The following is a 26994-nucleotide window of genomic DNA, read 5'->3' on the forward strand; positions in this document are numbered from 1 at the left end:
AAATGCAAAACAAAATAAATTAAGATACTTGCAGTGACATTTATGCGATTAATGATCTTTGGTAAATTTGGTTAAACTGCTAGATACTAAATCTTGTTCAATTTGTCGTTTTTTGCTTTCAGGCAAATAATTATTAGACTCATTTTTAATATTCACACCATTAATGACTATCCCTAACACCTTTTGACCTGACTGATTTAAAAATTCTTTAGCTGCATTGGCACTCTTCAAGTCAACTACTCCAGGACGAACGACTAATAGGATACCGTCAGTGAGGGTGCTTAAAACAGCAGCATCTGCTATTCCTGACAGAGGTGGCGTATCAAAAATAACTAGATCGTAATCTCTACTAAAGTTACTTATTAATGTTGCCATCCGTTGAGAATCTAGCAGTGCTACTGGATTGGGAGGCAAAATTCCAGAAGTAAGAACTTCTAGATTAGGCATCACTTCTTGAACAACTGCATCTAAAGAAACTTGACCAACAATAACATTACTTAGTCCAACTGTATTGTTTAGACCCCAGACATGATGCTGTATGGGATTACGCATATCTGCATCCACCAGTAACACTCGACGACCCGCCTGAGCCATTGTCACAGCTAAATTTGCAGATACATCAGACTTTCCTTCTTTACCAACGGAACTTGTGATTACAACGCTTTTGAGCGGTTTATCAGAACAGAGGAACTTCAAGTTTACTTGGAGTATTTGGTAGGCGTTACCAAGAGGGAAATAAGGAATATCTCTGCCAATAATTTTGGGAATAGCTCTATCAATTCCTGCTATGGAAGAATGAGTTTTAGGATTTTTGCTTTGTGTAGGAATCACTCCTAAAACAGTGTATTTCAAGACTTCTTTAGCCTCTTTAACTGTCTTAACCGAGCGGTCTATCAAGTCTAAACTAAAGGCGACAATGATACCCAAGAAAAGACCAACTGCTCCTCCACCAACAATAAACAGGATTTTGCGAGGCCCTTCTGCTTTATCGGGGACTAAAGCTAGGGAAATGACACGAGCATTAGGAATCTTTTGGTTCTGTGCAATATCAATTTCTTGGCGTTTCTTTAAGAGGGTTTCGTAAGTCGTTTGAGCTGCTTGCAGTTTCCGTTCTAGCTCTCGTTGAGTCTGTTCTAGTCTTGGCAAATTATTTGCTCGTTTGATGTAAGCATCTTGCTGTCGCAAGAGGGTGCCAATTTGTCTTTCTAGACCGACACGTTCTGCTTGAGCGCGAGTAATATCTGCAATTAGGCTTTGGCGCAGTTGTCCAAGCTGTAAACTTCCCTCTGTTATCTGGGCTGTCCCAGCAACTTGTCCTGTCCGCTCTTTCAACAATTTCTTAAGTGCTACGACTTTTTCTTCTAAGCTTGTAATTGTAGGGTGTTCAGGTGAAAAACGAGTCCGCTCTATTGCTAGTTGACTTTCTGTTTCTTGGAGTTGGATAAGCACTTTTTGAACCCCAGGTGCTTGACTCAAGTCAGATGCGATTACACCTTGCCGTGAATCTAACTGAGCTTCACTGCCTAACTGTTGTAAACGTCCTTTGACATCATCTAGTTGAGCTTGAGCTTGAGAAATTTGATTTCCTAGCTTGGAAATTGTATCGACTGCTGCGGTTGCTTCTTGTTGCAGGACAACAACTTTATTTTGTTCTTTAAATACCCGCAGTTTTGATTCGGCTCTTCTAACGACTTCCTCAGCTTTGGGTACTTCTGTTACAAGAACCCCTTTGGCTGTCCGTGCTTCATCTTGGTTAGCCTGGATATTTAAATCGATATAACTTTTGATAACTTCATTGACGATTTTGGCAGCCAGTTCAGGATCGGTGCTTTTATAAGAAATTTGTACAACATCAGTGCCTTTGATTCCTTCTATTTTTAGTTGGCTTGCCAAGTCGGGAATCGATAGCATCTTGCCTTTATTATTTTTGAGGCTGAGGGTATTAATTGTTCTGTAAATAACTGGATTTGAGCCAATAACTCTCACTTGAGTTTCCAGGGGATTGTCGTTTATATTTAAAGCTTCCAGCCGTCCTATGTCGTCCGATAAGCCTGTGAGTGAGGAAGATCGATTTGTTTTAATCATCAAACTTCCTTCTGCCTTGTATGAGGGTTTTAGTGAAAAGGCATACAAGCATCCTAAGGTAACAGCTATGGTAAAAATTCCGACTAGAGGTAGCCAACGCCGTTGAACAACTTCTAAGTATTTCTGAATATTTACTTCTTCAAACTGTGGTAAAGATTCCATCGTCATAATAAAAAAGTTTTAAAATTAATGACTATTTGTATTGGTAGTAGATTTTTGTCGGGATTTTAGCGCAATGGTACTATAGATTACTTCATGTTGGTAATACATTCGACTTATCTACGCCAAATCTATTCGCTGCATATATATTAGATAGCTTAATAAGTAGCGATTTGAACTTACAGAGATTTATACTCTCCTACGAGAAACAACAGGGTAACTCACAATTTTTTTCGTAATTTATTAGCTAGTGTTCCTTTTTTTGGGTTAACTCAGTTTTGTGTTGATACTGATGTAATTATTGATTAGTAATCTAACATTCAATATCATATTATGTAAGAACACTTAATTGAATAACTTTACAAAAAATTCATATAATATGCCAGTATATTCCCTGCACATTCGCTAATCTTGAAAAGATAAGAGGAATTAATACATTAAGGGTAAGTAATATACAATTTTGCCAGCCTTCAAGCAATGCAAGGACTTCAGAGGTAGGCTTTGTGTAGTGAAAAGAAACAATTAGAAAGATTGTATGGATATTTACGTAAGCTTTTTAAAAGCTTTCAGCAACAATTAATTCTTACTCTGAATAACGATAAATTTTGGCAATTATGCGGGACTGGCAGTACTAATATTATGTTATTTGAGTATTAAAGTTGTAATAACTCGTACTCAGTTAAATTTGCTCAGACTTATGAAGGGTTTTTATGTGGCTTGGGGTGTGAAAATTACAACACAGTTCCCATCCTTGGGTTTACCTGTAAACTTGCAATCACCTTGTTTATATTCTGCAATAGAGGCAAAATAAGCTTTCCAAGATTTATCGTTTGTCTTATCTGTGTAACTGTATGGTAACATGCTTGATAGATAAACGGCTAGTAATACGGGTAACGAAATATTAATTAGTACAGTGACAACGGGAGATAGATAACAGGGTAGTGTCAAATTCAGATGTGTAAGAGAATGAATTGCTTAACTATCTCCTCCTGGATAAAAGTCTATGTACACTTAGACTCCACTATATTTTTAATGAAGTTTAGCCATACTCCATAGTACCTGTGTTAATCTGAAGTACTCAAACTAGACTGCTATTTTTGGGTGTCTGTGTTTAGCAAATTGTAATTATTAGACTGACATTAAGAAATTGAATTATGAAATCCTCTTTTATTACCTTAGTGGTTGTAATTAGCGCCCTTGCTCTACATCAGAGTGTCTATGCTAATCAAGAGAATGTTCCCATTGCAACAGTTGATGCTCCGAATGAGCCGTTTCACGATCGCAATCAGGCTGGAGTTTTATTGACGGAACCAGCGACGATTACCACTACATGGAGTAATTTTACAGGACAGACTAATAATCCCAAACAAACTGCTGAATCAATTTCGTTGGTGCAGGAGCGAGGATGCCAAAAGATGAATCCGCTTGAGTTCATCAATAATCCTGACGCTTTCTTTAAGGAATGTCAGAAGCCAGCAAATACCCAAAGTTCTCAAAGTACTGAGCCAATTGAGTATTTTAAGGTTCCTAAGCTCGATTCTGGTATTAGTGTGACAGTTACTAAATTTTGATATAGGAATTTTTTTAATCACAGATAACTAATTGTTGATAGTGTAATTTATCTAGATAATTTACGCTAAAATATGGATGAAATATTTATGTTGGCTGCTTTAGCTGAAAGTAGAAAAGCTTTGCCGGAATGTTTTGTTTGCCAAACCCCCAGGAGGCTGTGTAATCGTAGAGACCCAATAAGATAGTGTCTCTTGGGTACAGGCAAGTACCAGGAAAACACGATCCTGAGGCTGATGCACGTAAACCCTCTAAACGTAAATCTTTTCGTTTCAATAAGATATTAGTAGCGATCGCGGGTGTTACTGTCTTGCCAAGTACTATCCTTGGTGCTAGTGTTACCACTGTTACTACTTTTATTCCAAAAAATGTTTCTAAGAGCAGTCAAATTGATGATACCGCATTCAATGCAGATGTCTGCGTGCAGTATGACACAAGTACAATTGTCACAAATACCTGAGTCTTCGTCATCCTAAATCCCTAATTATTAAGTATTTAACCGGACTTTTAAAGGACGCTGTTCTTGAGCAGGATAAGTACGTTCGTTTATATTTAACAATGGGCTGCTATATATTGGGGTTAATATGATTTGATTATCTAACAAAAAATCGAAGCAAAAAAGGGGTGTTTTGTATTTAATTAATTTCACTTAATTTGGAATTACATAAAGTATAACCAAACTATAAGAATTTTAAAAATTCTGTGATTTAATAATTCAGAATTATGTTGGTATTTATTGTTAGGGAGTTATCTTGTGGAAATGAAATCGTTGCTCGGTCAATGTTTCATTTTTCCTTTAACTGCATTGAATAATTTAAGTAAACATAATTGTGTTTGAAAATATGCAATTTTCCAGAAGAAAATAGTGCGATTATTTCAAAGGATATGGTGATAATACTTTGGGTAATTGATTTGTGACTGGTGATAATGTTAGTATTAGGGGGTGGGTTGATTTTGGGTTTATTATCTCCAACAATTGACTTGTAATGTATCATAGACCAGAATTCATCAGTATTGCCAATTGATTGATTAGCAGTGTGAAATGGCTATGGGTCTAAATATATAGACTTGATACCAATAAATTGATGAGGTTACAGAGGAGCAAATAACCATGAGCAACTTAACATCTCCACCTACCGAAGTTCAAAAAACGAAGAAAAAAAGTTTAGCCGCAGATAAAAAACCTCGAGCTACAGATGATATTGTGCGTAGTTATCTGCAAGAGATCGGGCGTGTAGATTTGTTGACTCGAGAACAAGAGGTTATTTTTGCTCAACAAGTGCAGCTGATGATGAATTTATTAGCTGCTAAAGAAGAATTAGCTGTGAAATTAAACCACGAACCGACGCTGCAAGAATGGGCAGATCGAGTGGAGTTAGGTGTTGAGGTACTAGAGCAACAGTTAAGTCAGGGCCACCAAGCCAAGCAGAAAATGATTCAGGCTAATCTCCGGTTAGTGGTAGCAGTGGCGAAGAAATACCAGCACCGCAATCTGGAATTTATGGATCTAATTCAAGAAGGTACTTTGGGTTTAGAGCGGGGGGTGGATAAATTTGATCCTGCTCTTGGCTATAAGTTTTCTACCTACGCTTACTGGTGGATTCGTCAAGGAATCACGCGAGCGATCGCTCAACAAGGACGGACAATTCGCTTACCGATCCATGTCTTTGAGAAACTGAACAAAATTAAACGGGTACAGCGAGAATTATCTCAACAGCTAGGTCGCGTTCCCACTACTGCTGAAATTGCTAATGCGTTATCTTTGACACCTAGCCAAGTTAGAGAGTGTTTATACTTGGCTCGTCAACCTTTCTCGCTAGAGGCGCGAGTTGGCGAACAACAAGATACAGAATTGCAAGACATCCTAGAGGATGACGGCCCTTCTCCTGAAGACTATGCTGTTGAAGAATCTCTCCACCAAGACTTACAAGACTTGTTGGCAAAGTTGTCTCCGCAACAGCGAGAAATATTAACCCTGCGATTTGGTCTGACTGATGGCTATGAACTTTCTTTAGCACAGATTGGCGATCGCATGGGTATTAGTCGAGAACGGGTACGTCAGATTGAACAAAAAGCTCTTAGTCTCCTCCGACGACAAAAGGAACAAGTACGTAGTTATTTAGCTAGCTGAGGTTATTTTTCCACAATTTAGAGCCATAAAATTTGGTCATTTTGGGGGAAAATAAACCTAAGCAATCTCTATCAAAGATTTGGTATGGGCACATCAAAGACAGTGCAAGAATTGCAAGTAAAATGGGTGAGTTCTGAAAACTTTCGGCGTTATGGACAAGTAATTTTTGCAAGTCTTGATGGCAAAAGTTACGATCTGGAAGATGCCCAGTTAAACCTACAAAATGGGATTCCACGATTTTATATTATGCGGTTGGAGAAGAGAGGGCGAAAGTTTCACAAAATTACTCGCCATGTACAATGCACTCAATGTCTGGGTTCTTTGGAAGGTAAGGATTGGTTAATTGCTGTTTGTCCTCCTCATAATGATGTGAATGAACCAGTATTAGAAGAGATTGCTGCTTTCCGCATTCCGGGGAATTGTTTTATCAAGCTACATGAGGGTACTTGGCACGCTGGTCCACATTTTGACCATGAAGCTGTGGATTTTTATAATTTGGAATTAGCTGATACAAATGTGGTGGATCATTTCACTCATGATTTTTTGAAGAGTCATCAATTAGAGTTTGAGATGGTTTCATCCTAGAATCGTTGCAGTGTATCCCCTATTCGCCAACTTTATCTTCAAAGAAGTTGGATTTGGGCTTTCAACGAAGAGGCAAGGGGGAAGGGGGCAGGGGGCAGGGGGCAGGGGGAAATGACCCCAACCGAGAGCCGTGAAGCAGAGCGGAACATGGGTTTGAGTCCCCCACTTCTCATAAGTGGTTTTCATTCAGGTGGGGTCGAATCTTCCTTTCTGTTCTGTCTCCCCTTCTCCCTGCTCGCTTGCCTCTTTTTCAAAGCCAATTACCGATCGCAATCATTGATGCCCAATATACAGGATTATCATAGCGGGGATTTATCCCTTCGGATGACTGTAATTTTTTAGGATGAATCATTCTAATTTGGGCTTTTTGCAATGCCTCCGCAATACTCATGCCAGTATTTCGATAATTGGTGTAAAATGCTTTGACTAGTTCGGATGTTGAGTCATCTGTGACACTCCACAAAGATGCGATCGCACTTTTAACCCCAACTTGCAATGCAACTCCAGCTAATCCTATACCGCACTCAGCAACGCCTAATTTTGTAATTCTGATAGTTTCAAAGCATCGATGGTTTTAACTACTTCTGATAATTCCTTGGCGCGTCGTTCATCTGCGTAGGCGTAGCGCGTCGTAGACATCGCACCAACTTCTAGCAAATCCAGCCGCGACTGTGCCAAAGTACGATGCAATGGGCGCACAACATCGCGGAAGTCAAATTGGACATCTCGTTCGGCGGTTAAAATATCGCTGCGGATATCTTCTAGGGTATCAAATGCTCGTTGATACGATGCGATCGCTTCTTCTTTTCGATTCTGTTGATCTAAAATGCGTCCTGCTTGCCACTCCCACAAATACAAGCTATCTTTTGCACTCAACTTGTTATCTGCTGCGACTATTGCAGTTTGAGTATATTTTAATGCTGCTGTTTCTTGCTTTGGTTGGCATTCCCAGAAATGACCCAAAGCGCCGTTAGAATAAGAAAGTAGGCGATTATCTTGTAAATTTTGACTTGCTGATACTGACTTTTGTAGTAAGTTTAATACATCCGCATTGGGTAAAATAAATTTATTCGGACAGTAAGTAAAAGGCGAAGTTCCTTTAGCATCTGACTGCAAGTATGCTAAATCAATTGCCCCATAGACTTTTGTAGCTGAATCGGGTAAGATTTCAAGAACCTTCAAAGCATCATGAACAGTTTGGTTAAACTCTTGATCGTTAATAACTTTGTTCTTATTTGTCTGGGAACCCAACTGAATTAAATTTAACAATCCTCGCATCTCTGCTAAAGTTTGTTTTTGGTCGCTGGCGAGTTTTGCACTTTTCTGAAAATATTGGTGAGCTTGATTATAGTCTTCTACAGACTTTTGAGTAAATTCATTTTCTTTACTATAAATACCAGCTTTATTTGCAGAATCTGCTTGTAACTCTCGCAATTGAGCGCGACTTTTGTAAGCATTACCCAAACTATTTAACACCAAAAAGTCATAAGCTGGATAAAGTTGTTGTGCTACGTGCAAATATTTAATTGCTTGGTCATCATTGCCGATTAAGCGATATGCTTCACCGAGAATACCCAAAGCTGCAACTTGACCGCTTTTGTCGTTGTATTTGGTGGCAATTTGTGTAGCACTGTCTGGAGTGCATTCAATTTCCTGACTTTTATCGACCAGTTTACCACACAAAAGTGCGATCGCTTGGCGGGGTTGTCCCAAATTGCTGTAAACTTGGGCTAGCTCTGACTTCATGCGTGCCACTTGCTGGATATTTGCTACAGCGCCATGATTATCAAGGCTTTTATGGGTTTCGCTATTGCTCAAACTAACCTACTATTCTTCTTAAATATTAGTCAAACTTAATTTAATTCAATGGAAAAAAAGCGACCCGATTAATAAATTATCCATCTTGTGGGGTGGGCCGAAAAGCCATTGGTGTCAACTTAACGTGAAATCGTTGCAATGGCGTTATACCAATTCCACTCAATTACTAATTATCCCCTCGCAACCCCACCCCGCTTTTGTCTAGCGACAAAATCTCCCCTGCCCGTGAACGGGCAGGGCCGATTCATTCCCTAAAAGGCTTTAAAAATCAAGAGTTCTAGCAATTTAAATTTGATTATTTTGCTAAGAGCGTGTCGAGAGAACAGATAATTACACTGTTGTTTATGTGCTTAAAAGTCTATTCAGTCGCTACTCATACTTATGATTTTTATCGCTAACTATCTTGACAAATCCTGTTTAAGAGAGAACGAAACAGCCCTGCCGTGAACGGGGAGGGGATTAAGGGGTGGGGTAAAATGACTGTGGAATGAGCTTTCTGACTTAACTTGACACCAATGGCTTTTCGGCCCACCCCACAAAAATCCTCCCTTAATTCAGCAACGCCTGGATTCCTATATGAGATGTGATATGGAAATAATTGCAGGTATACTAGCAAACTCCGTAGTATTTTTACAGCCAATCAATTATCTTGGCATTCTCTGGTAATTTGGAGTCTCGTTGCCCAGCAGTACGCGCCCTCGCTGTGAACAAACCAATGGGAGTATTTAATAAATCTACAAGGGTGGCTTTATCTGCGATGCCTGCGGCGGGATGCGCCAACGCCTTTTTAATATCCCTTGGTACTTCTTTCAATAACCAACGTGCCAAACGATAGCCGTATTCTTTGGGTGTCATCTCTCGCATCAAATCTACACCGTGCAGTTCGTGCAGATAGCGATTTGAGCGTCCATAGCGCCGCCATTGACTTTGCAGTTCCTTAAGTGTGGCACGGTGGCGGTGCTGAACGATCGCATTCGGGGCAAATTCCAAACGCCCGATGTTTTCTCCCAAAATCCGCCAGCAAATATCGGCATCGCCACCAGTGGTAAGATAGGGACGAAATAAACCCGCTTTTTCTAAGGCGATGCGGCGAATCGCCAAATTAGCAGTTTGTCCATAAGGACGAAAGGAATGATTAAGGGTATGCTTTTGCGACAAAGTTTCTTCACGGTCTGCGTGTTTTTCTAGTAGAGTTGTGCCTGGTAATGCCAAAATTTCACCAGCGACAATTACCACTTCTTTGTTGACAAAAGGCTGAATTAATGCACCTAACCATTGCGGTTGGGGACGGCAATCTGCATCGGTAAAAACTATAATTTCGCTCACAGCAGCGCGAATCCCAGTATTACGAGCAGAGTATGAGCTTTGAATTTGATTTTCGCTCAAGGGGCGAATTGTGATTGGGCAGTTTTCGGCAGATGTTTTGAGGATGGTGAGAGTGCGATCGCTACTATTATTGTCTACCAACAAGTACTCTACCCGGTCTTTTGGGTAAGTTTGAGACAATAGACAATTGATTAACTCTGGTAAATCCGCCTCACCGTTATAAATAGGAACAACCACCGACACCATTGGTAAAGGGCTGGTGGCGGTGGTTGCATCAACTGGCTGATGATTCATAAATCTGAGATTTGGGAGATGGGATTACTAACTAGTATTCCCAAACCAAAATCTTAGAACGGTATATTAAGCAGTTTTCGTAACTCCAAAAATCTGGATTTGGGAATACTACTATATAAACACTTGGTAACAAATCATTTGCATCAATCTAAAATTTCAGGTTATCGGCGCGGCTCATGGGTCGAGTGGGCTGATTTGCTGGCGGTTGGGCAAAGTTGTTATTTGATAAAATTGCGATCGCACGGGCATATTGTGGATCGCTCTTAGTTCCGATTAAATCGGGATTAGAAGCTAACTGCCGCTCTTGTGCCTCTGTCAAGTCTAGCTTGATATCTGGGGCAATGCCTTTATGGTTAATATCTGTTCCCGCCGGGGTGTAGTAATGGGCAATGGTGACAGCCAAGCCGGAACCATCTGCAAGTTCATGAACTGACTGCACTAGGGCTTTACCAAAGGTTTGACCACCTACGACTACCGCCCGCTTATTATCCTTAAGCGCCCCTGTAAGGATTTCACTAGCACTAGCTGAATTACCATCGACTAAGACTGCCAAGGGACGATTTGTCAAAGCAGTGCGATTGGCTTTAGTTTCTTCAGTGCCACCCACCCGATCTACTGTCTTAACAATTCCGCCGTCATCATACCACATCCGAGCAATTTCAATGCTCGCTTGTAACAACCCGCCAGGATTTCCCCGCAAATCTAAGACATAAGAATCAACTTTTTTAGTGTTCAAATCGCGGATGGCTCGTTGCATTTGGTCTGCGGCGTGAGCGCTAAATTCCCGCAGACGGATATAACCAACGCGGCGATTTCCTTCTTGTCTGAGGGTATAACGTACCGTTGGTACTTCAATACTTGCTCTTGTCAGTTTCAACTCAAAAGCATTTTGCCTTGCTCGTCCCAGCCGTAGCTTGATGGGAGTACCTGCTTTGCCACGAATTAACTTAGAAGCGTCATCCACTTTCATTTTGAGAGTGGATTTGCCGTCAATTGCCAAAATTTCATCGCCTGCTTTGATCCCAGCTTTCAGTGCTGGAGAATTTTCTATGGCTTCGACGACAGTAAGGCGCTGAGTTTTTTCGTTTACTTCCATCCGAACGCCAATACCAGAGACTTCGCCAGATGTTTGGCTAGTCAAGGCTTCAAACTGTTTGGGGTCCATGAATCGAGTGTAAGGATCTCCCAACTTTTGTAAAGCTTCGCGGATGGCAGTGTATGCTTCTTCCCGGGAAGAATAGTCTTTGCTCAACAGGCTTTGCCTGGTTGCTTGCCAATCTTGTTGATTAAATTTGCCATCAACATATTCATGATTCACCAGTTGCCACACTTGGTCAACTATCACTTTCGGGCTGTCTTGTAGGGCTAGAGCGGCACGGACACCACGAGTCCAAGCGGAGCCGAATACAGACATCGTAGCAGTCGTAGCGATCGCTCCACCAATCAAGGCTACTTGGAGCGGTGAGTAACTTTTCGCAGATTGGTTCATGTATATTAACTGGAATAATTGTGTTGTTGACAGTTTAGCAATCAGGCTTTCCAGAAATTTTTAAGTTTTTATACCCCAAACTAAGCTATGCTTTCTTCATCATTTTTATCGTTGTAATGATGCCGAAAATCCTGCATTATTAACAACCATTTCTCAGTTTGTTAGCCGTCTCCGGAAGGCTATACTAAAGATGTGACACTTTGATTAGCGTCATGTTTGTACTGATTCATTACTTTTATAAGATAGCACTTTGATCGCTTAATTGCAGCGTTGTTAGACAGCTATTAAATCAGGTTTTCTTACCGAAGTCATGAAACGTAAATTTACCATCAAATCGTTAATTTCTATTAAAAAAAAAATTGCTAATCTGTGGCAATTGTTACAAAAACTAACTAGTGTATTGTACTTTGTCTTAGGCACTTGGCTGATTTTTACTACTATAACCTTAGTTTTTGCTTCTTCACAGCCAGTAGATGCCTTCTTGGTGCTTGGTGGCAGTATTCGTCGAGAAACTTATGTGGCCCAATTAGCAAAACAATACCCCCAAACCCCAATTTTAATTTCTCATGGTTCCCCAGACCCTTGTATATGGTTAATTTTTCAGCCGGAATTAGTAGAGTTACAAAACGTTTGGTTAGAAAAGTGCGCGAATTCTACCTTTGAAAATTTTTATTATGGTATTCCAATTCTCCGGCGTTGGGGAGTGCATAAAGTCATGTTGATTACTTCGCCAAGTCACTTACCCAGAGCTAAATGGATGGCACAGATTCTCTTGGGCGCTCATGGTATTTGGGTAGAGCCTGAGATTGTTGAGGAGTCGGGTATTCCTGGAAATAATGAATCTTGGAGCAAAACTGGATTAGATTTAACGCGCAGCCTGTTGTGGGCAATTTTAAGTCAAATTATTCAACCGCAATGCTCAAATGTGACAAAGCTTGCCGAAGTAGATATGCAAGCTTGGGAGCATAAAGGTTTTCATTGTGAACACCAAGGAGGGTTGGGGAGATGAGGGGCAGGGAGAAGGGGGTAGGGAGCAGGGAGCAGGGAGCAGGGAGCAGGGGGGAAGAATTAGAGACAAATTATTTATTTGTATCAGACATTTCGTGAAATGGTATTAAGCTGCTACGCAGCTTAATAACTCTATATTCTAGTTTCTAGAACCTATTTTCAAACTGGTTTTGATGTTATTTGCTAGTTGTAGAGAATAAAGGTTTGCATATACTCCCCTTTGCTCCATCAATTGTGTATGTGTACCTTGTTCGATGATTTGTCCTTGCTCGATGACTAATACCTTGTCTGCGTTAGTGACTGTAGCCAGACGGTGAGCAATAATAAAGCTGGTGCGACCTTAAAGTAAATTAGCGATCGCTTCTTGAACTAATTTCTCTGTTTGGCTATCAATATTACTAGTACCGCAGGGCGTAATTCGTAATTCGTAATTCGTAATTCGTAATTACTGTACCGTAAGGGTTTCATTGATTTGGAATGGGTGGTTTATTTACGCCGCGCTGTACTAGTTGCTTCGTCCAAAATCAAGATGCGCGGGTTTATCAAAACTGCGCGGGCGATGCTGATTAACTGTTGTTGTCCTTTGCTGAGATTTATTCCCCGTTCTCCTAATTGCGTTTTATAGCCTTGGGGTAAAGTCAAGATAAAGTCATGAATATTTGCAATCTTTGCAGCCGCTTCAATTTCTGCCGTTGTTGCTTGGGGATTACCAAAGGCAATATTTTCGGCAACGCTACAGCTAAAAATCATGGTGTCTTGCGAGACAACACCAATTTGACGACGTAGGCTTGCTTGGGTAACTTTTCGGATATCTATATCATCAATTTTTATAGCACCGCCTGACACATCATAGAAGCGGGAGAGTAGGCTAATTATAAAAGAAAGAGTTTCGGCTTCGCTGCGGATATCCAAATCACTAAATTCGCTTTCAATTAAGGGGTCAAGTTGTAATAATTGCAGCGCTTCTTCGAGACGTTTTTGGTTTACAGGCTTACCCGCCAGCCGTGCAATCCGGGAACGCACGTATGCAGTTTGCAATCTTTGTAACCCTAAAATAGAAATTCCTTCAAGTTCGCCTTCCACAACTTGGATTTGCACAACACCTCTAGCGATATCTTGATTGTTGAGAATAAATGCACCACTGGTGATATAACCATTATCAACATAGAGTTTGGTGATTTGCGATCGCAGTTGCAATAATTGCTCAAATGTGATGTTTGTATTTTCTAAGAGTTGTTTTAACTTGATGATTTCATCTTTTAAAACAGAATAGCCAACCGTTTCTTTAATACTCAGATTAAGGGAAATGACTAGGTAATGCATTCACAATTTATGCATATATAGTTGCATGAATTGGATGGTGCGATCGCATAATAGTACGTGCTATTTTGCAGAAAACTGCATATAGCATTTTGTAGCGTTGCCAATCAAAAATATACAGCACCTTGCAAGTAAGTCAGGTACAAATGCAAGACTCACACATTAGATAGGGGTTTCTACCTCCTGTCTCCTGCCTTCTGCCTCCTGCCTCCTGCCTCCTTCAATACAGAGGTTAAAGGGTTGAACGAGTCCAAGGTGTCAACTTTAAAAGTTTTAGGGGCGGTAGAGATGAATGTAGAATGTTCAATGACTGTCAACTTTCGCTAAATTGGAAAAAGGAAAACTCAAGGAAAGCTTAAATGTCAGCACAATTGTTACTGGTGGATGATGAACCAGGGATACGGGAAGCCGTGAAAGACTATTTGCAAGAGAGCGGTTTCAGCGTTCAAGTCGCCAGTAACGCCCTTGAAGGTTGGGAATGGATGCAGATGAATACACCTGACTTAGTGATATCCGATGTCATGATGCCCCAGGTGGATGGCTATCAGTTCCTCAAGCAACTGCGAGAAGACCCCCGCTTCCAAGCGCTGCCTGTAGTATTTTTAACTGCTAAGGGTATGACAGGCGATCGCATCCAAGGCTATCATGCTGGTGTTGATGCCTATTTACCAAAACCCTTCGATCCTGATGAGTTAGTGGCTATAGTCGAAAATTTGCTAGCCCGTCGCGCTGCTAAGGCTGCAACTACTGGAGATGACGGTGAAACACCCGACCTTGCCGAACTAGCCAATCAGATTGCCCAAATTAAGGCATTATTAACTCAAAGAAATGCCATTTCCCAATCGCCAGCCCCTTTTAAAATTGATTTGACTCCCAGAGAACAAAGTGTTTTAAACTTGGTCGCTGAAGGGTTGATGAACAAAGAAATCGCCCGTCGCTTGGAAACCAGCGTCCGCAATGTAGAAAAGTACGTCAGCCGTTTGTTTAGTAAAACTGGCACTAATAGCCGTACAGAGTTAGTTCGTTTTGCTTTAGAACACGGTCTGGCTAAATAGATATGGGGCATAAGAGGCAGAGGGGCAGGGGGCAGGGGGCATAAGAGGTAGAGGGGCAAGGGGGCAAGGGAGAAAATGAATTACCTCTTTCCCCTCTGCTCCCTGCTCCCTCATCTCCCTCATCTCCCCCTGCTCCCTTACTCTTAGGTAATTGGTAATAGGTAACTGGCTGCTAAACCATAACCTAATACCAGTAATAGATAAAACATAAGTATTTCAGCAAATCAGGCACTTAGCTAAAGTAAAAAGCTAAAAGAAAGGTTATTTATTTTTACTTTGGTCTTTTAGGTTTTCATTGGATTTGCGCCTGTTGTCCAATTCCCCATCTGTAAAGACACAGGTTTTTTGTTCCTGCAATTTTTTGATAAAAACTCGGTAAAATGCACCCGGTTGAGTTTGCTCTCAGATTCTACCAGTACCCTTTGCTACAAAGTTTTTTAATAGAGGAAACTATTCCTGGGACTTTGTGCTGCTAAATAAGACTTTCACAAAGTAGAAATCACAATATTTGATGAATTCTACTTGCTGCTTAGTTTTTATTGCAACGGGGCTATAGGGTCAACATTTGATTTGATGCCCAATTCATGCTTTTCACTACTCAAATTACACCTTTAAGGTTGGGGATTTTCAGCAGCATTACGCAAGCGCATAAGCTGACGTCGCATTTGAGGTGAAGCTTTAAACTCAGACACCTCCTGCGCTTTAACGGACGCTTGCAGCGTCTCTAGAAAGTCATCAGAACCTTCGGTCAAAGCATCAAGTAGCACTTGTAAGAGTTGCTCGCGATCGCTCAATAGACTCTTTTCCTCAATCAACCGGAATTTGAGATGGATTTCGCACTCATAAACACCTACTTCGAGATTATTTATCTGGCGTGGCAATGCTTTGGAGTTCATAGCTATTGAGATTCCTTTACTTGGTTGTCATGAGGGTAAGGAGGTAGATGTCCAGCAAAAATTCTTTATATCTCTTTTGAATCCAAAGTGCTTGAATTAAGAATTTTTCTTCATCAATCACTTTTGTATTACATTTCACTCTCCTGTGTTTTATTTACAAGCTAAATTTTCACTGTCTAGATTTTGATGTTTCTGTGCCAGATGTAGCTTATGGTAAGCCATAACTATTATTCAGTTTTTAAGATTCTACACAATAAAGTTTCTGTAAGAAGTTGTTCAACCTTTTTAAAGGTTTTTACATCAACTTTATGTGAACGTCAATAACAGTTTGACTTGTTACTTTAGTTTTGGTGTTTATACGTAAGTAAAATCGCTTAATTTTTTGGAACTTATTACAGCCAGAGGTCGATGTAGCGTTATTCAGTGAAACTACTTGATGTACGTTTTTTGCAATAGAAAATTCCGAATAAATTAGTGAGCAGAATTATTAAGGTAAAAACTTTTGTTCTCCAGAAAAAAATGTACACAGATCAAATTATTCCTTGTGAGTGCTTCACCTTACTGGCTTTTAGGCTTGATGAGTAAGAAAATCCTAGCAGTAGTTAAGATTCACACACCGCTTTGATTTGTTTGTATACCCTAAATAAAAATACTTTCCCAATAATTTTTACAGAAAAATAATTGGACTACTGTCAGTACTAGCTGCTAACTGCGTCTTCAACTCCTAACAAAAGTAGTAAGTTAATCAGTACAGGTGATATTTTTACTTATGCCCATTCAATATACCCTTTTGAAACTGCGTTCAAAGCTTGTAAATTGAGAGCATTCAAGCTTGAATATAGCGTTTACAATAATTTCAGTGTAATTCACCCAAATCTTACACCCTATTTATGGATAACCCGATGCTGCTCAAGTCCACAACCCGTCATGTCCGCATTTTTGCAGGCGAAATTGACCGGGATGGCGACCTAGTTCCAAGTCAACAGGTCTTAACGTTAGATATTGACCCAGATAACGAATTTAACTGGAATGAAGACACGCTGCAAAAAGTTTATCGAAAATTTGATGAACTAGTAGAAGCATCCAGTGGCGCAGACCTCACGGACTATAATTTGCGCCGTGTGGGGTCAGACTTAGAGCATTATCTGCGATCGCTCCTGCAACTCGGCGAAATCAGCTACAATCTTTCTGCCCGCGTTACCAACTACAGCATGGGAGTTCCCCAAGTTGCAATTGATGACAAACAAGTAAGCTAAAGAGTTGCTAGCAGTCTGGCTGAACCCTTCTGACAATTCAGCTCATCTGCAAATAACGATTAACCTAACCTCCTTCCCGACGCAGGAAGGGGGGAAATTCAAATTCTTTCTCCTAAGCTGCTACGGTTTACACACTTGGACAAAACCAAAATCGTTATTCTTAATTAAAGTTAATTGTTGCTATCCTACTTATAAACTAAATAAATGCCAACATTCTCTGCCTCTGAATAATGCGATAATTCAGCCAAAGCAAATAGCACAGTTATGCTTGGGTTATGCTTTGGTAAAAGGTTGGAGCTAGTTGCTTTGGCGATTGAGAGTCACAGAGCAATAGAAGCTGTCAGAAACCCTACGGCTAAAGCCGGGGGCTTGAAAAAAGCCCAAATCTGACCAGACTAAGTTCTTAACTGAACTACATGACGAGGCTGGAGGGTTGACTTAGGAGCGTGTTTTTTAAATAAGTTAAGTATTAGCACCTGCTGATATCCGCCAGCTAAAATCATCATTTAAAGTCTGGATATGTCAAGTTTAAGAAAGATGAGCGGTCTAGATTGTCCCCACTAATGCTGTTAAAGAAATTGCCAATCGCTGATCGGTGCGAAAACTATGGAAAATGACGCGGCAACGCTCTACTGTCCAAATGAAAATTGTCAGGCTGCAAACCCCCTGACTCACAAGTTTTGCCAGCGATGTTCCACGCCCTTACCCAAAAATTACCTCTGGGCTGTGGTAGATGGCCCAAGTGTGGGTAGCCCTGGAGAAATATTAGCCGATCGCTATTTAGTCGTTGATAAATTTATTCTTTTAGACACGAAACCTGGTTTATTAGCGCTAACGCCTGAGTTAGAGAATTTACAGCCGCTAAGAGCTTACCTGAGACTCATTCCCTACCGCTTACACGTACCACAGGTATATGGAGTGATTTTTATAGCTGACGGATCTTCCCATGAAAGAGAAATATTACTCTTAGAAAAACCGCCACTATTAAAACCGCCATTATTAGTAGATGACACAATCCAACAAGTGTATTTGGGCAGCGAGTTAACCACCGCTTGGCGTGATGCAACATCGATGCGCCAACTCAATTGGTTATGGCAAATAGCTCATCTGTGGCAACCTCTGGCAAGTGAAGGTGTCGCTTCTAGCTTGCTAGATTCATCTGTATTACGGGTAGAAGGATCGTTAGTCCGGTTGTTGGATTTGCGTTTCGACAGCGAAATATCACCAGAATTGCCGCAGTTAGGTGAATTTTGGCAGCAGTTGGTACATGAAGCCAAACCAGCCATAACTGAATTTGTTCAGCAGGTTAGCCTTTCTTTAATTCAGGGACAGATTAACTCAACTGACCAATTGATTGCAGTTTTAGATGGGGGACTGGCACAATTAGGGCGATCGCAAACGCCCACGATCAAAATTATCACCAAAACCGACACTGGCCCAAGTCGCCAACGCAACGAAGATGCTTGTAGCCCTCCCAGTGGAACTCTGATAAGCAAACCACCCCAGCCAACAGCTTTAGCAATCGTCTGTGATGGCATCGGTGGTCACGAAGGTGGCAATGTCGCCTCAAATTTAGCCATTGAAACGATCCAGCAGCAGGTACAGCAACTAACAAAAGTTCCCTACGACCACATAGACCCCTCACTACTGCTTAATGACCTAGAAAAAGCAGTGGCAATTGCCAATGACAAAATTAGTCAGCGCAATGACGGTGAAAATCGCCAAGGACGGCAGCGCATGGGCACGACTTTAGTCATGGCATTGCCTGTTGCACACGAAATGTACATTACCCATGTAGGTGATAGTCGGGCTTACTGGATTACCCGCAACGGTTGTTATCAAGTTACCCTTGATGATGATGTCGCTTCCCGTGAGGTGCGGCTAGGCTATGCCATTTACCGCGATGCTATACAACAAAGTTCTGCCGGCTCTCTCGTCCAGGCTTTGGGTATGGGGCCCAGTACTTCATTGCATCCCACATCGGCACGGTTTATGCTCGACGAAGATGCTATTTTTCTGCTTACATCCGATGGTTTGAGTGATTTTGATCGGGTAGAGGAATACTGGGAAACAGAAATTTTGCCGATTTTAGTTGGGGAAGCAAACATCGCCAATGTTGCCGATAGATTAATCGAAATCGCTAATACTAAAAATGGACACGATAATGTCACCATCGCTCTAGTCCATTATCAAGTCCAATACTGGGAACCAGAAATTACCATCAAAGCCTTCATTCCAGAGAGTTATTCTGCCAAAACTGTTGATTTAGCATCCAGGGCAACAGATCCAACCCTTTTAGGTAGCCCAAACCATAAAACTCAGGTGATTCCCGACACTGAGCCTGCTAAAAGTCGCCAATTACCGCTACAGTGGATTGTTCCTTTAATATTTGTGGTAATAGCAGGCTCTTTAGGATTCTTCGTGAAAGAATTGCGATCGCCATCAGGCTCATTTCCATTTCTCCCCAATCCCACACCAACTCAAAAGCCTACCACCGAAGCGACACCCGCAGCGCGATCGCTTGATAACCTTTCTCCTGGCTGGGTAATTAAAACTAACAATCAAATCTCCTTGGGAAACAACCAATCGCTTCCCCCTGGAGCTTTTTTACAAGTTATCAACACAAATCCAAATCCTAAACCTGCTTCTGGAAATTTTGCAGTGTCTATGCGGGTCTGTCCAAGCAAAAACACGCAAACTCCAGCTAATACTAATAAACCAGCAGTCACTTCCTCAGTTCCACCCAATTTGAAACCTTTACCGGAACCAGTATTGCTGGACTTATCCCAACTAAAACGCTTTGGTGTATCTGTTTTACAATCAGATGTACCAAATCCATGTGCAACCGTCACGCAACCGCCAGCGACTCCATCCTCTGATACCAGTCCAACTTAATCAAATACTCGATAAACTGGTAAAAACCTGGAATAATAACAAGTAACAATCAAAGTAAAAAACTTACAAGGTCAAAAAATAAAAATTTTTCACCTTGAAGAATTGTTATCAAAACAGAATTCAGGAGTCAGGAGTCAGAATTCAGAATGAATTATGTACCACTAGTAGATAGCGCAGCGTAAAGCCTACGGTATGGCTTCGCTGAGAGCGAGTATTCGATACTCCTGCGGGGATCTTACTACGCGCAGCGTCTCGTATGAGCATCGCGTCTGAATAACCGAGTTCAATACTCCCACCATATATCTAAGTTTGGTGCAAAACAATTAATGCCGGGTTTAAATCCCCCACTCATTTATTCTGAATTCTGAATTCTGACTTCTTCTATTAAAATTATTTGTTTTAGCTTTTAGTTTTATGAATCCATGCCATCCCTGAATTTGGCGATCGCCCGTCTCCTAAACACTGGCACTGACAACTTCGCTATTTGGGTGGTCAAGGCTCCCTATCCCAGTGGCTACGTTTTACGTGACTGTGTATGGCCTGTTGAACTCAATCAAGTCTGGCAAGAATGGCAGCAAATGTTTGCTGGCCATAGTCGGCTAGATATTTCCCCAAACTCAACATCTCAAAAGTCCAACCCATTCCCTATAGATTGGATTTCACCCCCTTCTGGTCAAACCACTGGCCCTTACAGCAGTCGTTTGATGCAATACTTGGGAATGAATTTATGGCGCTGGGTATTTGACGGGCAAATTCTCGGTAGTCTAGAACGGAGTCGCGGGATTGCTATGGGTCAGCATACACGTTTACGCTTTCGGCTAGAAATTCGTGACCCGGATCTGATCGCTCTCCCTTGGGAAATTATGCAGCGTGAACCTGGTCAATCGGCAATGTCTCTCTCACAAGATTTGCTATTTAGTCGCACTAGCAGTGAAGTTGACCCATTACCATATTTGCGAACTGACCAGGCTTTAAGTATTTTGCTAGTTTTAGGTCATGATGAAAAGCTGCAACTAGAACAAGAAGCGGCTATTTTACAGCAAAGTCTTGTAGATACATCTGTGGATGGTAATTCTCAAAGATATGCACCTTGTATAGTGAATCAACTCATACAACCAACTCCACAAGAGTTGATTCAAGAATTAGAAACCAAAGCATACAACGTTTTCTTTTACGCTGGACATGGTTTGCCAGGAGCAGACGGAGGGTTACTGTTTTTGCGACCAGATATGCCCCTGAATGGGATAGAATTGGCGCAAGTATTGACCCGTACAGGTGTGAAACTAGCACTTTTCAATGCCTGTTGGGGCGCACAACCAGCTGCTATCAATCATCAAGCCATACCTGCCAGTAGTTTAGCAGAAGTACTGATTCGTCATGGTGTGCCTGCCGTTTTGGGGATGCGCGATGAAATCGCCGATCACGAAAGCCACAGTTTTATTCAAGCGTTTACCGAAGCTTTGCGATCGCACAAACCAATTGATGAAGCCGTATCACTGGCTAGGCAAGAGTTATTAACACTGTATAAATTTAATCAACCAGCTTGGACTTTGCCTGTTCTCTACCTGCATCCAGATTTTAATGGCGAACTCATTAAGAATCTAGATGAAGGTATTACCGAACTACCAGACACAGCCATTCCTGATGTAAGTTCACCGCTTCCGACTGCTTCGTTGCGATCGCTCACTCCCAATGGTAAAACCTGGTTGGTGCGTTATGGAGTCACCCGCATCGGCCGCACGAGAGATAATGATATTGTCATCGCTGAACCATCTGTATCCAAACGCCACGCTGAAATCTTCTGCCGTAATACTCTTACTGATGCTACATTGGAGCGAACTTATTACTTGCAAGATTTTTCCACCTACGGTACAACCTGGTTTTTAGGCCCTAATGGATGGCAACAAATCCTCCGAGAGGAAGTACCTTTGAAATCGGGAATGCAGCTAAAGTTTGGAAGTGCTAGAGGTGAAACCTGGGAGTTTATTATTGAAGACTCCTAGTATAGCTATTGCATAAGTGGATTTTGATGTTTAACATCAGCTTTTAAAATCTATTTTTCCCAGAGAAAAAATCAACTGTTTTTGCGGAAATCTCTTGTAAGGAATTGTAGTTGTCAATACCACCAGATAATCGGGAGACAATAAAAATGGCTAAAATAATTAACGGCTCAGACACCTTCTCTTCTTTGCCGTCTCAAGTAGATTTAGATTTATTAGAAGCGCTACTAGAACCAGACGATGCTACTTATCCCTGGAATCCAGCCGATGAAGAATCAGAAGCTTATTTTCATGAATTAGAACAACAGTTCGGAATGCAAGATTTACTTGAGGAAGAACTGACAACGCGATCGCAAGATTTTTATAGCAATCTAGACACACTTTGGTCTAATATCTCCCTTACGTCAAGCTATCATGACAATCACCAACAGGCACTAGTACTGAATCTTCAAGAAGCACTACGTACTACTTTTGCCGCCTGTGTTCCCCAAACATTGCTCAATACCATCGCCCAGAAAGCTACTGAGATTTTTACTGCCCAGCAATCAATGGGTGAACAACTAGTTGAGTGTGTTCAGACAGTACTACCAACTTGGGGAACTGAGGATCTTTTAGTTTTAGCTCGTCCTTTTGCTTACGCTATGCGAAGTAGCGAATCGAAAAACGCGGCATCTGCCATCAGCAATCTTAACAATAGCGAGTGGACAGCTTTATCAGAAGTAGAGAAAGCAAAGGTTAGTTTAGCGATCGCTTCTTATGCTTTTACTCAACTCAACCAGTCTCAGCCTGAGGTATGAATGGGGAATTGGGAATCGGGGATCGAAAAAGTAGAGAAAGCTAAATTTTCATCATGCGCTGTGTTCGCATAGCCCACCCTTTGTAATCGCTATACGTTCAGAGTCATCTCTTGCAAAAATGTTGATTTACATTACGCAGAGAGGCAAAAAAAGAGTCGAAAATCAAGACTTTTGCAAGAAGTTGAATGATTTTTATTTTTTAGGCATAGCTAACCCATAGTAAACTTACGATACGCTTATTTTCTAGCCAGGCCATCTATCCAAAGATATAAATATTCAAATTATTCCCTTGCTCCTCTGCCCCCTGCCCCCTGCCCCCCATCTCTTATTTTGGCCCTAGAAATCGGGTAGCAAAATTTTGCGATCGCGTTGGTGATAGCGCCCGTGCCTTGAGAATTGCTGCCATTAAAAAGGCGTAAGATAACACCCCAACAACTACCAACAGCAAAGCATTGATAGATCCTGTAGCATTCCACAGAGCGTGGAGTGCAGCAGCACTAAGATAACCAATAGAAAGAATTTGCCAACTTCTACTGGGCTTGAGAACAGCCAACCCGATAAAATAGCCCAGGTAGCCACTATAAGCCATGTGTCCTGCTACAGAGCCTAAAATTCTCGGAATTAGCAGTTGTAAACCCGCGAGTTGACCAGCAGCGCCTATACCTACCTGTTGGGCAATGTCGGGCACATATTGTCCGAGAGTTTCCAATAGAGTAAAGCCCACAGCAGAAGCCGTTCCCAGGAGAATACCATCTAGAGGTTCCCAAACGCCGATCTTTTCCCGCCAAGGCGAAGACAACATTCTACCGATAGCAAACGCCCCTAACACAGGTAATGCCTTGAGTAACTCCTCCATCAACCCAGCACCAAAAAACATCCGTACCAGTAACTCTGTGAAGGTGGTAGATTCTTGAGGTGAGGACAAGTTTCCAGGAAGAATACCGCGAAACACGAAAATAAATACATCCAACAGTGGACTGAGTAAAATTAACGTTGTACTCAATGCCGCACCCATTAGCACCCACCAAGGCTTCTGTTTACCGCAAAGTTGGTAAACAAAATAGTAGGCAGCAAAGGCGATGTAAGTTGCAACGATAATTTGATTAGCTTGGGGCTGACCGACTGTAGCAAACATTAACACTACAAAGATTACGGTCAGTATTCCCGGTACGAGGTAAGCTTTCCGAGTTAAATCTTTACCAGTGGAAATAATGGGGAAAAGCTGAGTGAAACTAACAGAATCTGGCTGCTTTAATTGCGTATGGCCGTGGTGATTTGTCGCCGAAGGTAATGGTGTAACTTGGTTAACTGTTGTGGCCGGGGTTTGGTAAGTAAACTCGTACTCAAAAACGTATTGTGGGCCATCAGCACCTAGAGAAATGCGATCGCCTTGGTGCAATTCCTGACATTCATACAAGCGTTGTCCATTCAAATAAGTGCCATTAGCACTATTTAAATCACAAAGCACCCAGCTGAATTTGCTATCTGGCGATAAAGAGAGGGGACGAACCACCGCATGACGACGAGATACCATCCGGTACATCATGGCATCCAAGACAACTTGGCAGCTGGGGTCGCGTCCAATTACCATCTCTTTGCTGGGGGGCAGCGAGTAGCGAGATTCTGATCCAGAAGCTGCCCCATTACCAGACACTAGCCGCAGAAATGCATTATGTCTTGCGTTTTTGCCTGTCATCGAGTTAGTGTGCGTTTCTAAACTAATTCTTCTTCATATAATTTGGCAGCAGGACTAACCTTAGCCACATTAACAGCAGCATTGCTAAATCCACTATAGCTTCACTTACTGCTAAGAAATTTAAAATTATTGATGGGAAATTTCAAATTGTTTCACCTAATGTTAATAAGTATTCCATGTACTGAGAGTTTGTCCTAAATGGGCTTGTCAGGCGGATGAATCAGACTGTATAGTTTGCCTGCTTTTGACATCCTAGCTGTAAATTTAATCCCAGGCAATTTATCAAAAAACAGTAGTTTTTACTGCATTTAGTTTCATTTAGAAAATATATAATTTCTGGTGGTCTGTTGTCAGTTGTTTTTGCCACAGTCTATTTGAAGCAGGGAGTAGGTAAAGAAACTGCCCTGAATATCGCCCCAAAAGATTTTCGGTGTATTGGCTCAAACAACTGTAACCAATTCTAGGTTTTCAATCTTAGTTCCAAGTACTATCAGGAATTCTGCCAGCCAACGCGGGTGAGCAGGCCAAGCTGGTGCTGTCACCAAATTACCATCAACTATTGCCTCATCAACAGGGATATCGACATAAAACCCTCCAGCACTCTTGACATCTGGGCTACAAGCAGGGTATCCAGTACATCTCTTTCCTTGCAGTACATCAGCAGTTGCTAATAACTGTAAGCCGTGGCAGATGGCAGCAATCGGTTTATTCGTTTGGGCAAAGTGACGGGTGATTGTTAGCACCTGTTGATTCAGGCGGATATATTCTGGTGCCCGTCCTCCGGGAATGACTAAGGCATCATAGGTTGCAGCGTCTACTTCGGCGAAAGTAGCATTTAAAGTAAAATTGTGGCCGGGTTTTTCACTATAAGTTTGATCTCCTTCAAAGTCATGAACTGCTGTCCGCACCTTGTCACCAGCTTTTTTGTCTGGGCAAACTGCATGGACGGTGTGCCCCACCATTTGCAATGCCTGGAAAGGAACCATCACTTCATAGTCTTCTACATAGTCCCCAACCAGCATCAAAAGTTTCTTTGCAGCCATACTTTCTACCCCCACCTATTAGTTAATAGTCAATAGTTTAGAGTCAATATTTATCAGTTGTTTATAAAATAAATATTAATTTAGAGTCGAGTCCATTAGGCGTAAGCAGACGCACGAATTTTTGACACATTGCAGCACTAACTCTGCGGTAATGTATCATTTGATGGTGGCAAGTTAACAAAGTGTAATGCACTGGACATATTTGTTCTGTAATTAAAGCAGATGAAATTCTGCGATCGCAATGGGAAAGTTTTTGCTTTCATGTCCTGGGTGGCTGAGTTTGATTAAGGCAAAACGCTGTAAGGACGTTAAAGCTGCCCAATGTTGCGGTGTCAGGTTTACACCTATTTCTCGAGCTTTTTCCTGGAGGCTAGGTGGTACAGTGCTAGAGTCTAGCCATGCAGGATGTAGCTCGATGGGTAATTCTGTAGCTGGTATACCCGTGCGTTGTAAAATTAATTGTTGGATATGTTCGCGGTAAGACTGAATTTCCGTTTCTGTAGTGCAAGGTAACTCGACTAAAGCTTGACGCTCGGCTGTAGTCAGTTGATTCCAATCAGACAATTTTAGCTTAATGCCACAAGTATCTAAATTGCAACGCACCTGCATGGGGATACAACGCAGGGAATCAACAAAGTCTGCTTCAAATTGAAAAAAATCTGTCATAGTCAATTATTCAAAATTCTATTATTTAAATTAACGATTTTAAACTATCGACAATTTTTGAGATTTTCAGTTACAAAAATTAGTAATTTAAAACAATACTTAAGTAGCGATCGCGCACTAATAATTTATCCAAAATGCAGTTTTGGCTGTTCTTAATTATCCAGTATACTCTATTATTTGTGGGTAGATTCAGACCAAACTATATCTCCCTAAGTATTCTACGCAAAAACATCTGAATCAAGCTCTATTTTTAAGGAGTGTTTCGATCATTACTGAGACGAATTATCAAATAACTAATTGAGAGGGCGAGAATAGCTATTCCTAAACCAATTATATCAATACCTGTAACTTTTTCTAAGTCAAGAATAATAATTTTTCTGGCAACAGCAATTAAAGAAGTAACAATAACTAATTCAACATGAAAAACGTGCTTTCGCAAATAAGCTGTGATATTTTCTAAGATTTCTAAAGCGATTAAAATATTCAAAAATAAGCCAAAAATCTTATACAAAGTTATGTTAAACTTAGCGTAAGGGGCTGTCAATAACTCTTTAAAAATAAAAACTGCTAAGTCTCCGATCGCAACCAAAATTACAATTACCATAAAAATAGATAGAACTTTAGAAACTAGCACCTCTATGTTTTCAACAATGTGCATGAAGTTCTCATCTTTGGTAGCTCCGAGAATTCGCCTCAGTAACTTTTTCATTTGCTGCACCCAATTTTTAAATAAAAGAAAATCCCATAGATAAATCTAGAGGATTAAAGTAATTCGTAATTCGTAATTCGTAATTCAGATTTTTATTTTTGCTCTATAGCTAAAATCGACTTAGTAAAACCTCTTGTTACTAGAGATTTAGCCTCTTTAGATATGGTAATTGGTAACAGTCAAAAGTAGATAGTCAT

The 26994-nt window shown here is 41.1% G+C and carries 20 protein-coding genes and 2 pseudogenes; 10 read left to right on the top strand and 12 right to left on the bottom strand.

What is annotated here, in order from left to right; all coding sequences use genetic code 11:
• Positions 1-48: 48 nt before the first annotated feature.
• A complete protein-coding gene (locus HWQ36_RS32770) occupies positions 49-2253 on the bottom strand; it encodes a polysaccharide biosynthesis tyrosine autokinase (RefSeq protein ID WP_292710844.1) in 2205 nt (734 codons plus the stop codon).
• A gap of 1145 nt (positions 2254-3398) precedes the next feature.
• On the opposite strand from HWQ36_RS32770, the gene HWQ36_RS32775 reads away from it, so the two are divergent.
• The 4 genes from HWQ36_RS32775 to HWQ36_RS32790 all read left to right on the top strand — a co-directional run bounded on the left by HWQ36_RS32775 (position 3399) and on the right by HWQ36_RS32790 (position 6529).
• Positions 3399-3815: a hypothetical protein gene (locus HWQ36_RS32775; protein WP_292710846.1), complete on the top strand. Its 417-nt coding sequence runs from the start codon at positions 3399-3401 to the stop codon at positions 3813-3815.
• A 185-nt stretch (positions 3816-4000) separates the two neighbouring features.
• Positions 4001-4273, top strand: coding sequence for a DUF3172 domain-containing protein (locus HWQ36_RS32780; RefSeq protein WP_292710849.1), 273 nt, complete (start codon positions 4001-4003; stop codon positions 4271-4273).
• 651 nt (positions 4274-4924) lie between these two features.
• A complete protein-coding gene (locus tag HWQ36_RS32785) occupies positions 4925-5944 on the top strand; it encodes an RNA polymerase sigma factor, RpoD/SigA family (RefSeq protein WP_292710852.1) in 1020 nt (339 codons plus the stop codon).
• An 84-nt stretch (positions 5945-6028) separates the two neighbouring features.
• A complete protein-coding gene (locus HWQ36_RS32790; RefSeq protein WP_292710854.1) occupies positions 6029-6529 on the top strand; it encodes an ureidoglycolate lyase in 501 nt (166 codons plus the stop codon).
• A gap of 250 nt (positions 6530-6779) precedes the next feature.
• On the opposite strand, the gene HWQ36_RS32795 is transcribed toward HWQ36_RS32790, so the two are convergent.
• From HWQ36_RS32795 to ctpB, 4 genes are all read right to left on the bottom strand, one after another.
• Positions 6780-7025, bottom strand: a complete 246-nt coding sequence (locus HWQ36_RS32795; protein ID WP_292710857.1) for a CHAT domain-containing protein — start codon at positions 7023-7025, stop codon at positions 6780-6782.
• A gap of 38 nt (positions 7026-7063) precedes the next feature.
• Complete coding sequence (locus tag HWQ36_RS32800) at positions 7064-8347, bottom strand: hypothetical protein (protein ID WP_292710860.1); 1284 nt, start codon at positions 8345-8347, stop codon at positions 7064-7066.
• Positions 8348-8977: 630 nt separating this feature from the next.
• Positions 8978-9967: a glycosyltransferase gene (locus HWQ36_RS32805; RefSeq protein ID WP_292710863.1), complete on the bottom strand. Its 990-nt coding sequence runs from the start codon at positions 9965-9967 to the stop codon at positions 8978-8980.
• A 148-nt stretch (positions 9968-10115) separates the two neighbouring features.
• Complete coding sequence (ctpB, locus tag HWQ36_RS32810) at positions 10116-11456, bottom strand: carboxyl-terminal processing protease CtpB (protein WP_292710866.1); 1341 nt, start codon at positions 11454-11456, stop codon at positions 10116-10118.
• A gap of 310 nt (positions 11457-11766) precedes the next feature.
• Here ctpB and HWQ36_RS32815 point away from each other — a divergent pair, with 310 nt between their 5' ends.
• Positions 11767-12465, top strand: a complete 699-nt coding sequence (locus HWQ36_RS32815; RefSeq protein WP_292710869.1) for a YdcF family protein — start codon at positions 11767-11769, stop codon at positions 12463-12465.
• Between the two features lie 138 nt (positions 12466-12603).
• Here HWQ36_RS32815 and HWQ36_RS32820 read toward each other — a convergent pair.
• Together HWQ36_RS32820 and HWQ36_RS32825 are read right to left on the bottom strand one after the other, a co-directional pair.
• Positions 12604-12867: pseudogene (locus HWQ36_RS32820) on the bottom strand (ABC transporter); the annotation flags it as partial.
• Positions 12868-12965: 98 nt separating this feature from the next.
• A pseudogene (locus HWQ36_RS32825) lies at positions 12966-13739 on the bottom strand (ATP-binding cassette domain-containing protein); the annotation flags it as partial.
• A 404-nt stretch (positions 13740-14143) separates the two neighbouring features.
• On the opposite strand from HWQ36_RS32825, the gene HWQ36_RS32830 reads away from it, so the two are divergent.
• A complete protein-coding gene (locus tag HWQ36_RS32830) occupies positions 14144-14839 on the top strand; it encodes a response regulator transcription factor (protein ID WP_190933944.1) in 696 nt (231 codons plus the stop codon).
• A gap of 611 nt (positions 14840-15450) precedes the next feature.
• Here the strand turns inward: HWQ36_RS32830 and HWQ36_RS32835 are convergent.
• Positions 15451-15735, bottom strand: a complete 285-nt coding sequence (locus HWQ36_RS32835) for an Npun_R1517 family heterocyst differentiation transcriptional regulator (protein ID WP_190933943.1) — start codon at positions 15733-15735, stop codon at positions 15451-15453.
• An 890-nt stretch (positions 15736-16625) separates the two neighbouring features.
• Between HWQ36_RS32835 and HWQ36_RS32840 the strand changes: the two genes are divergently transcribed.
• From HWQ36_RS32840 to HWQ36_RS32855, 4 genes are all read left to right on the top strand, one after another.
• The gene (locus HWQ36_RS32840; protein ID WP_292710877.1) at positions 16626-16991 is read left to right on the top strand and encodes an NAD(P)H-quinone oxidoreductase subunit M; all 366 of its coding nucleotides are present in this window, start codon (positions 16626-16628) and stop codon (positions 16989-16991) included.
• A gap of 606 nt (positions 16992-17597) precedes the next feature.
• Positions 17598-19886, top strand: coding sequence for a protein phosphatase 2C domain-containing protein (locus tag HWQ36_RS32845; RefSeq protein WP_292710880.1), 2289 nt, complete (start codon positions 17598-17600; stop codon positions 19884-19886).
• A gap of 422 nt (positions 19887-20308) precedes the next feature.
• Entirely contained in the window at positions 20309-21889 is a 1581-nt protein-coding gene (locus HWQ36_RS32850) for a CHAT domain-containing protein (protein WP_292710885.1), read from the top strand.
• A 146-nt stretch (positions 21890-22035) separates the two neighbouring features.
• On the top strand, positions 22036-22683 hold the full coding sequence (locus tag HWQ36_RS32855; protein WP_292710889.1) for a hypothetical protein: 648 nt from the start codon (positions 22036-22038) through the stop codon (positions 22681-22683).
• Between the two features lie 325 nt (positions 22684-23008).
• Here the strand turns inward: HWQ36_RS32855 and HWQ36_RS32860 are convergent, their stop codons facing one another.
• The 4 genes from HWQ36_RS32860 to HWQ36_RS32875 form a co-directional block, all read right to left on the bottom strand.
• On the bottom strand, positions 23009-24379 hold the full coding sequence (locus HWQ36_RS32860) for a PrsW family glutamic-type intramembrane protease (RefSeq protein ID WP_292710892.1): 1371 nt from the start codon (positions 24377-24379) through the stop codon (positions 23009-23011).
• A 440-nt stretch (positions 24380-24819) separates the two neighbouring features.
• Positions 24820-25422, bottom strand: a complete 603-nt coding sequence (locus HWQ36_RS32865; RefSeq protein ID WP_292710895.1) for a DJ-1/PfpI family protein — start codon at positions 25420-25422, stop codon at positions 24820-24822.
• A 213-nt stretch (positions 25423-25635) separates the two neighbouring features.
• Positions 25636-26088, bottom strand: a complete 453-nt coding sequence (locus tag HWQ36_RS32870) for a nitrate reductase associated protein (protein ID WP_292710898.1) — start codon at positions 26086-26088, stop codon at positions 25636-25638.
• 250 nt (positions 26089-26338) lie between these two features.
• Entirely contained in the window at positions 26339-26797 is a 459-nt protein-coding gene (locus tag HWQ36_RS32875) for a phosphate-starvation-inducible PsiE family protein (RefSeq protein WP_292710901.1), read from the bottom strand.
• Positions 26798-26994: the final 197 nt, after the last annotated feature.

The sequence above is a fragment of the Nostoc sp. NMS2 genome (genome assembly GCF_017115105.1).
Lineage (GTDB): Bacteria > Cyanobacteriota > Cyanobacteriia > Cyanobacteriales > Nostocaceae > Nostoc.

Excerpts from the sequence above, each read along its gene's own strand:
- HWQ36_RS32865 (WP_292710895.1), bottom strand. The coding sequence starts at position 25,422 with ATGGCTGCAAAGAAACTTTTGATGCTGGTTGGGGACTATGTAGAAGAC.
- HWQ36_RS32875 (WP_292710901.1), bottom strand. The coding sequence starts at position 26,797 with ATGAAAAAGTTACTGAGGCGAATTCTCGGAGCTACCAAAGATGAGAAC.
- HWQ36_RS32830 (WP_190933944.1), top strand. The coding sequence starts at position 14,144 with ATGTCAGCACAATTGTTACTGGTGGATGATGAACCAGGGATACGGGAA.
- HWQ36_RS32870 (WP_292710898.1), bottom strand. The coding sequence starts at position 26,088 with ATGACAGATTTTTTTCAATTTGAAGCAGACTTTGTTGATTCCCTGCGT.
- HWQ36_RS32770 (WP_292710844.1), bottom strand. The coding sequence starts at position 2,253 with ATGACGATGGAATCTTTACCACAGTTTGAAGAAGTAAATATTCAGAAA.
- HWQ36_RS32860 (WP_292710892.1), bottom strand. The coding sequence starts at position 24,379 with ATGACAGGCAAAAACGCAAGACATAATGCATTTCTGCGGCTAGTGTCT.
- HWQ36_RS32845 (WP_292710880.1), top strand. The coding sequence starts at position 17,598 with ATGGAAAATGACGCGGCAACGCTCTACTGTCCAAATGAAAATTGTCAG.
- HWQ36_RS32785 (WP_292710852.1), top strand. The coding sequence starts at position 4,925 with ATGAGCAACTTAACATCTCCACCTACCGAAGTTCAAAAAACGAAGAAA.
- HWQ36_RS32840 (WP_292710877.1), top strand. The coding sequence starts at position 16,626 with ATGGATAACCCGATGCTGCTCAAGTCCACAACCCGTCATGTCCGCATT.
- HWQ36_RS32775 (WP_292710846.1), top strand. The coding sequence starts at position 3,399 with ATGAAATCCTCTTTTATTACCTTAGTGGTTGTAATTAGCGCCCTTGCT.
- HWQ36_RS32790 (WP_292710854.1), top strand. The coding sequence starts at position 6,029 with ATGGGCACATCAAAGACAGTGCAAGAATTGCAAGTAAAATGGGTGAGT.
- HWQ36_RS32850 (WP_292710885.1), top strand. The coding sequence starts at position 20,309 with ATGCCATCCCTGAATTTGGCGATCGCCCGTCTCCTAAACACTGGCACT.
- HWQ36_RS32815 (WP_292710869.1), top strand. The coding sequence starts at position 11,767 with ATGAAACGTAAATTTACCATCAAATCGTTAATTTCTATTAAAAAAAAA.
- ctpB (WP_292710866.1), bottom strand. The coding sequence starts at position 11,456 with ATGAACCAATCTGCGAAAAGTTACTCACCGCTCCAAGTAGCCTTGATT.
- HWQ36_RS32835 (WP_190933943.1), bottom strand. The coding sequence starts at position 15,735 with ATGAACTCCAAAGCATTGCCACGCCAGATAAATAATCTCGAAGTAGGT.
- HWQ36_RS32855 (WP_292710889.1), top strand. The coding sequence starts at position 22,036 with ATGGCTAAAATAATTAACGGCTCAGACACCTTCTCTTCTTTGCCGTCT.
- HWQ36_RS32805 (WP_292710863.1), bottom strand. The coding sequence starts at position 9,967 with ATGAATCATCAGCCAGTTGATGCAACCACCGCCACCAGCCCTTTACCA.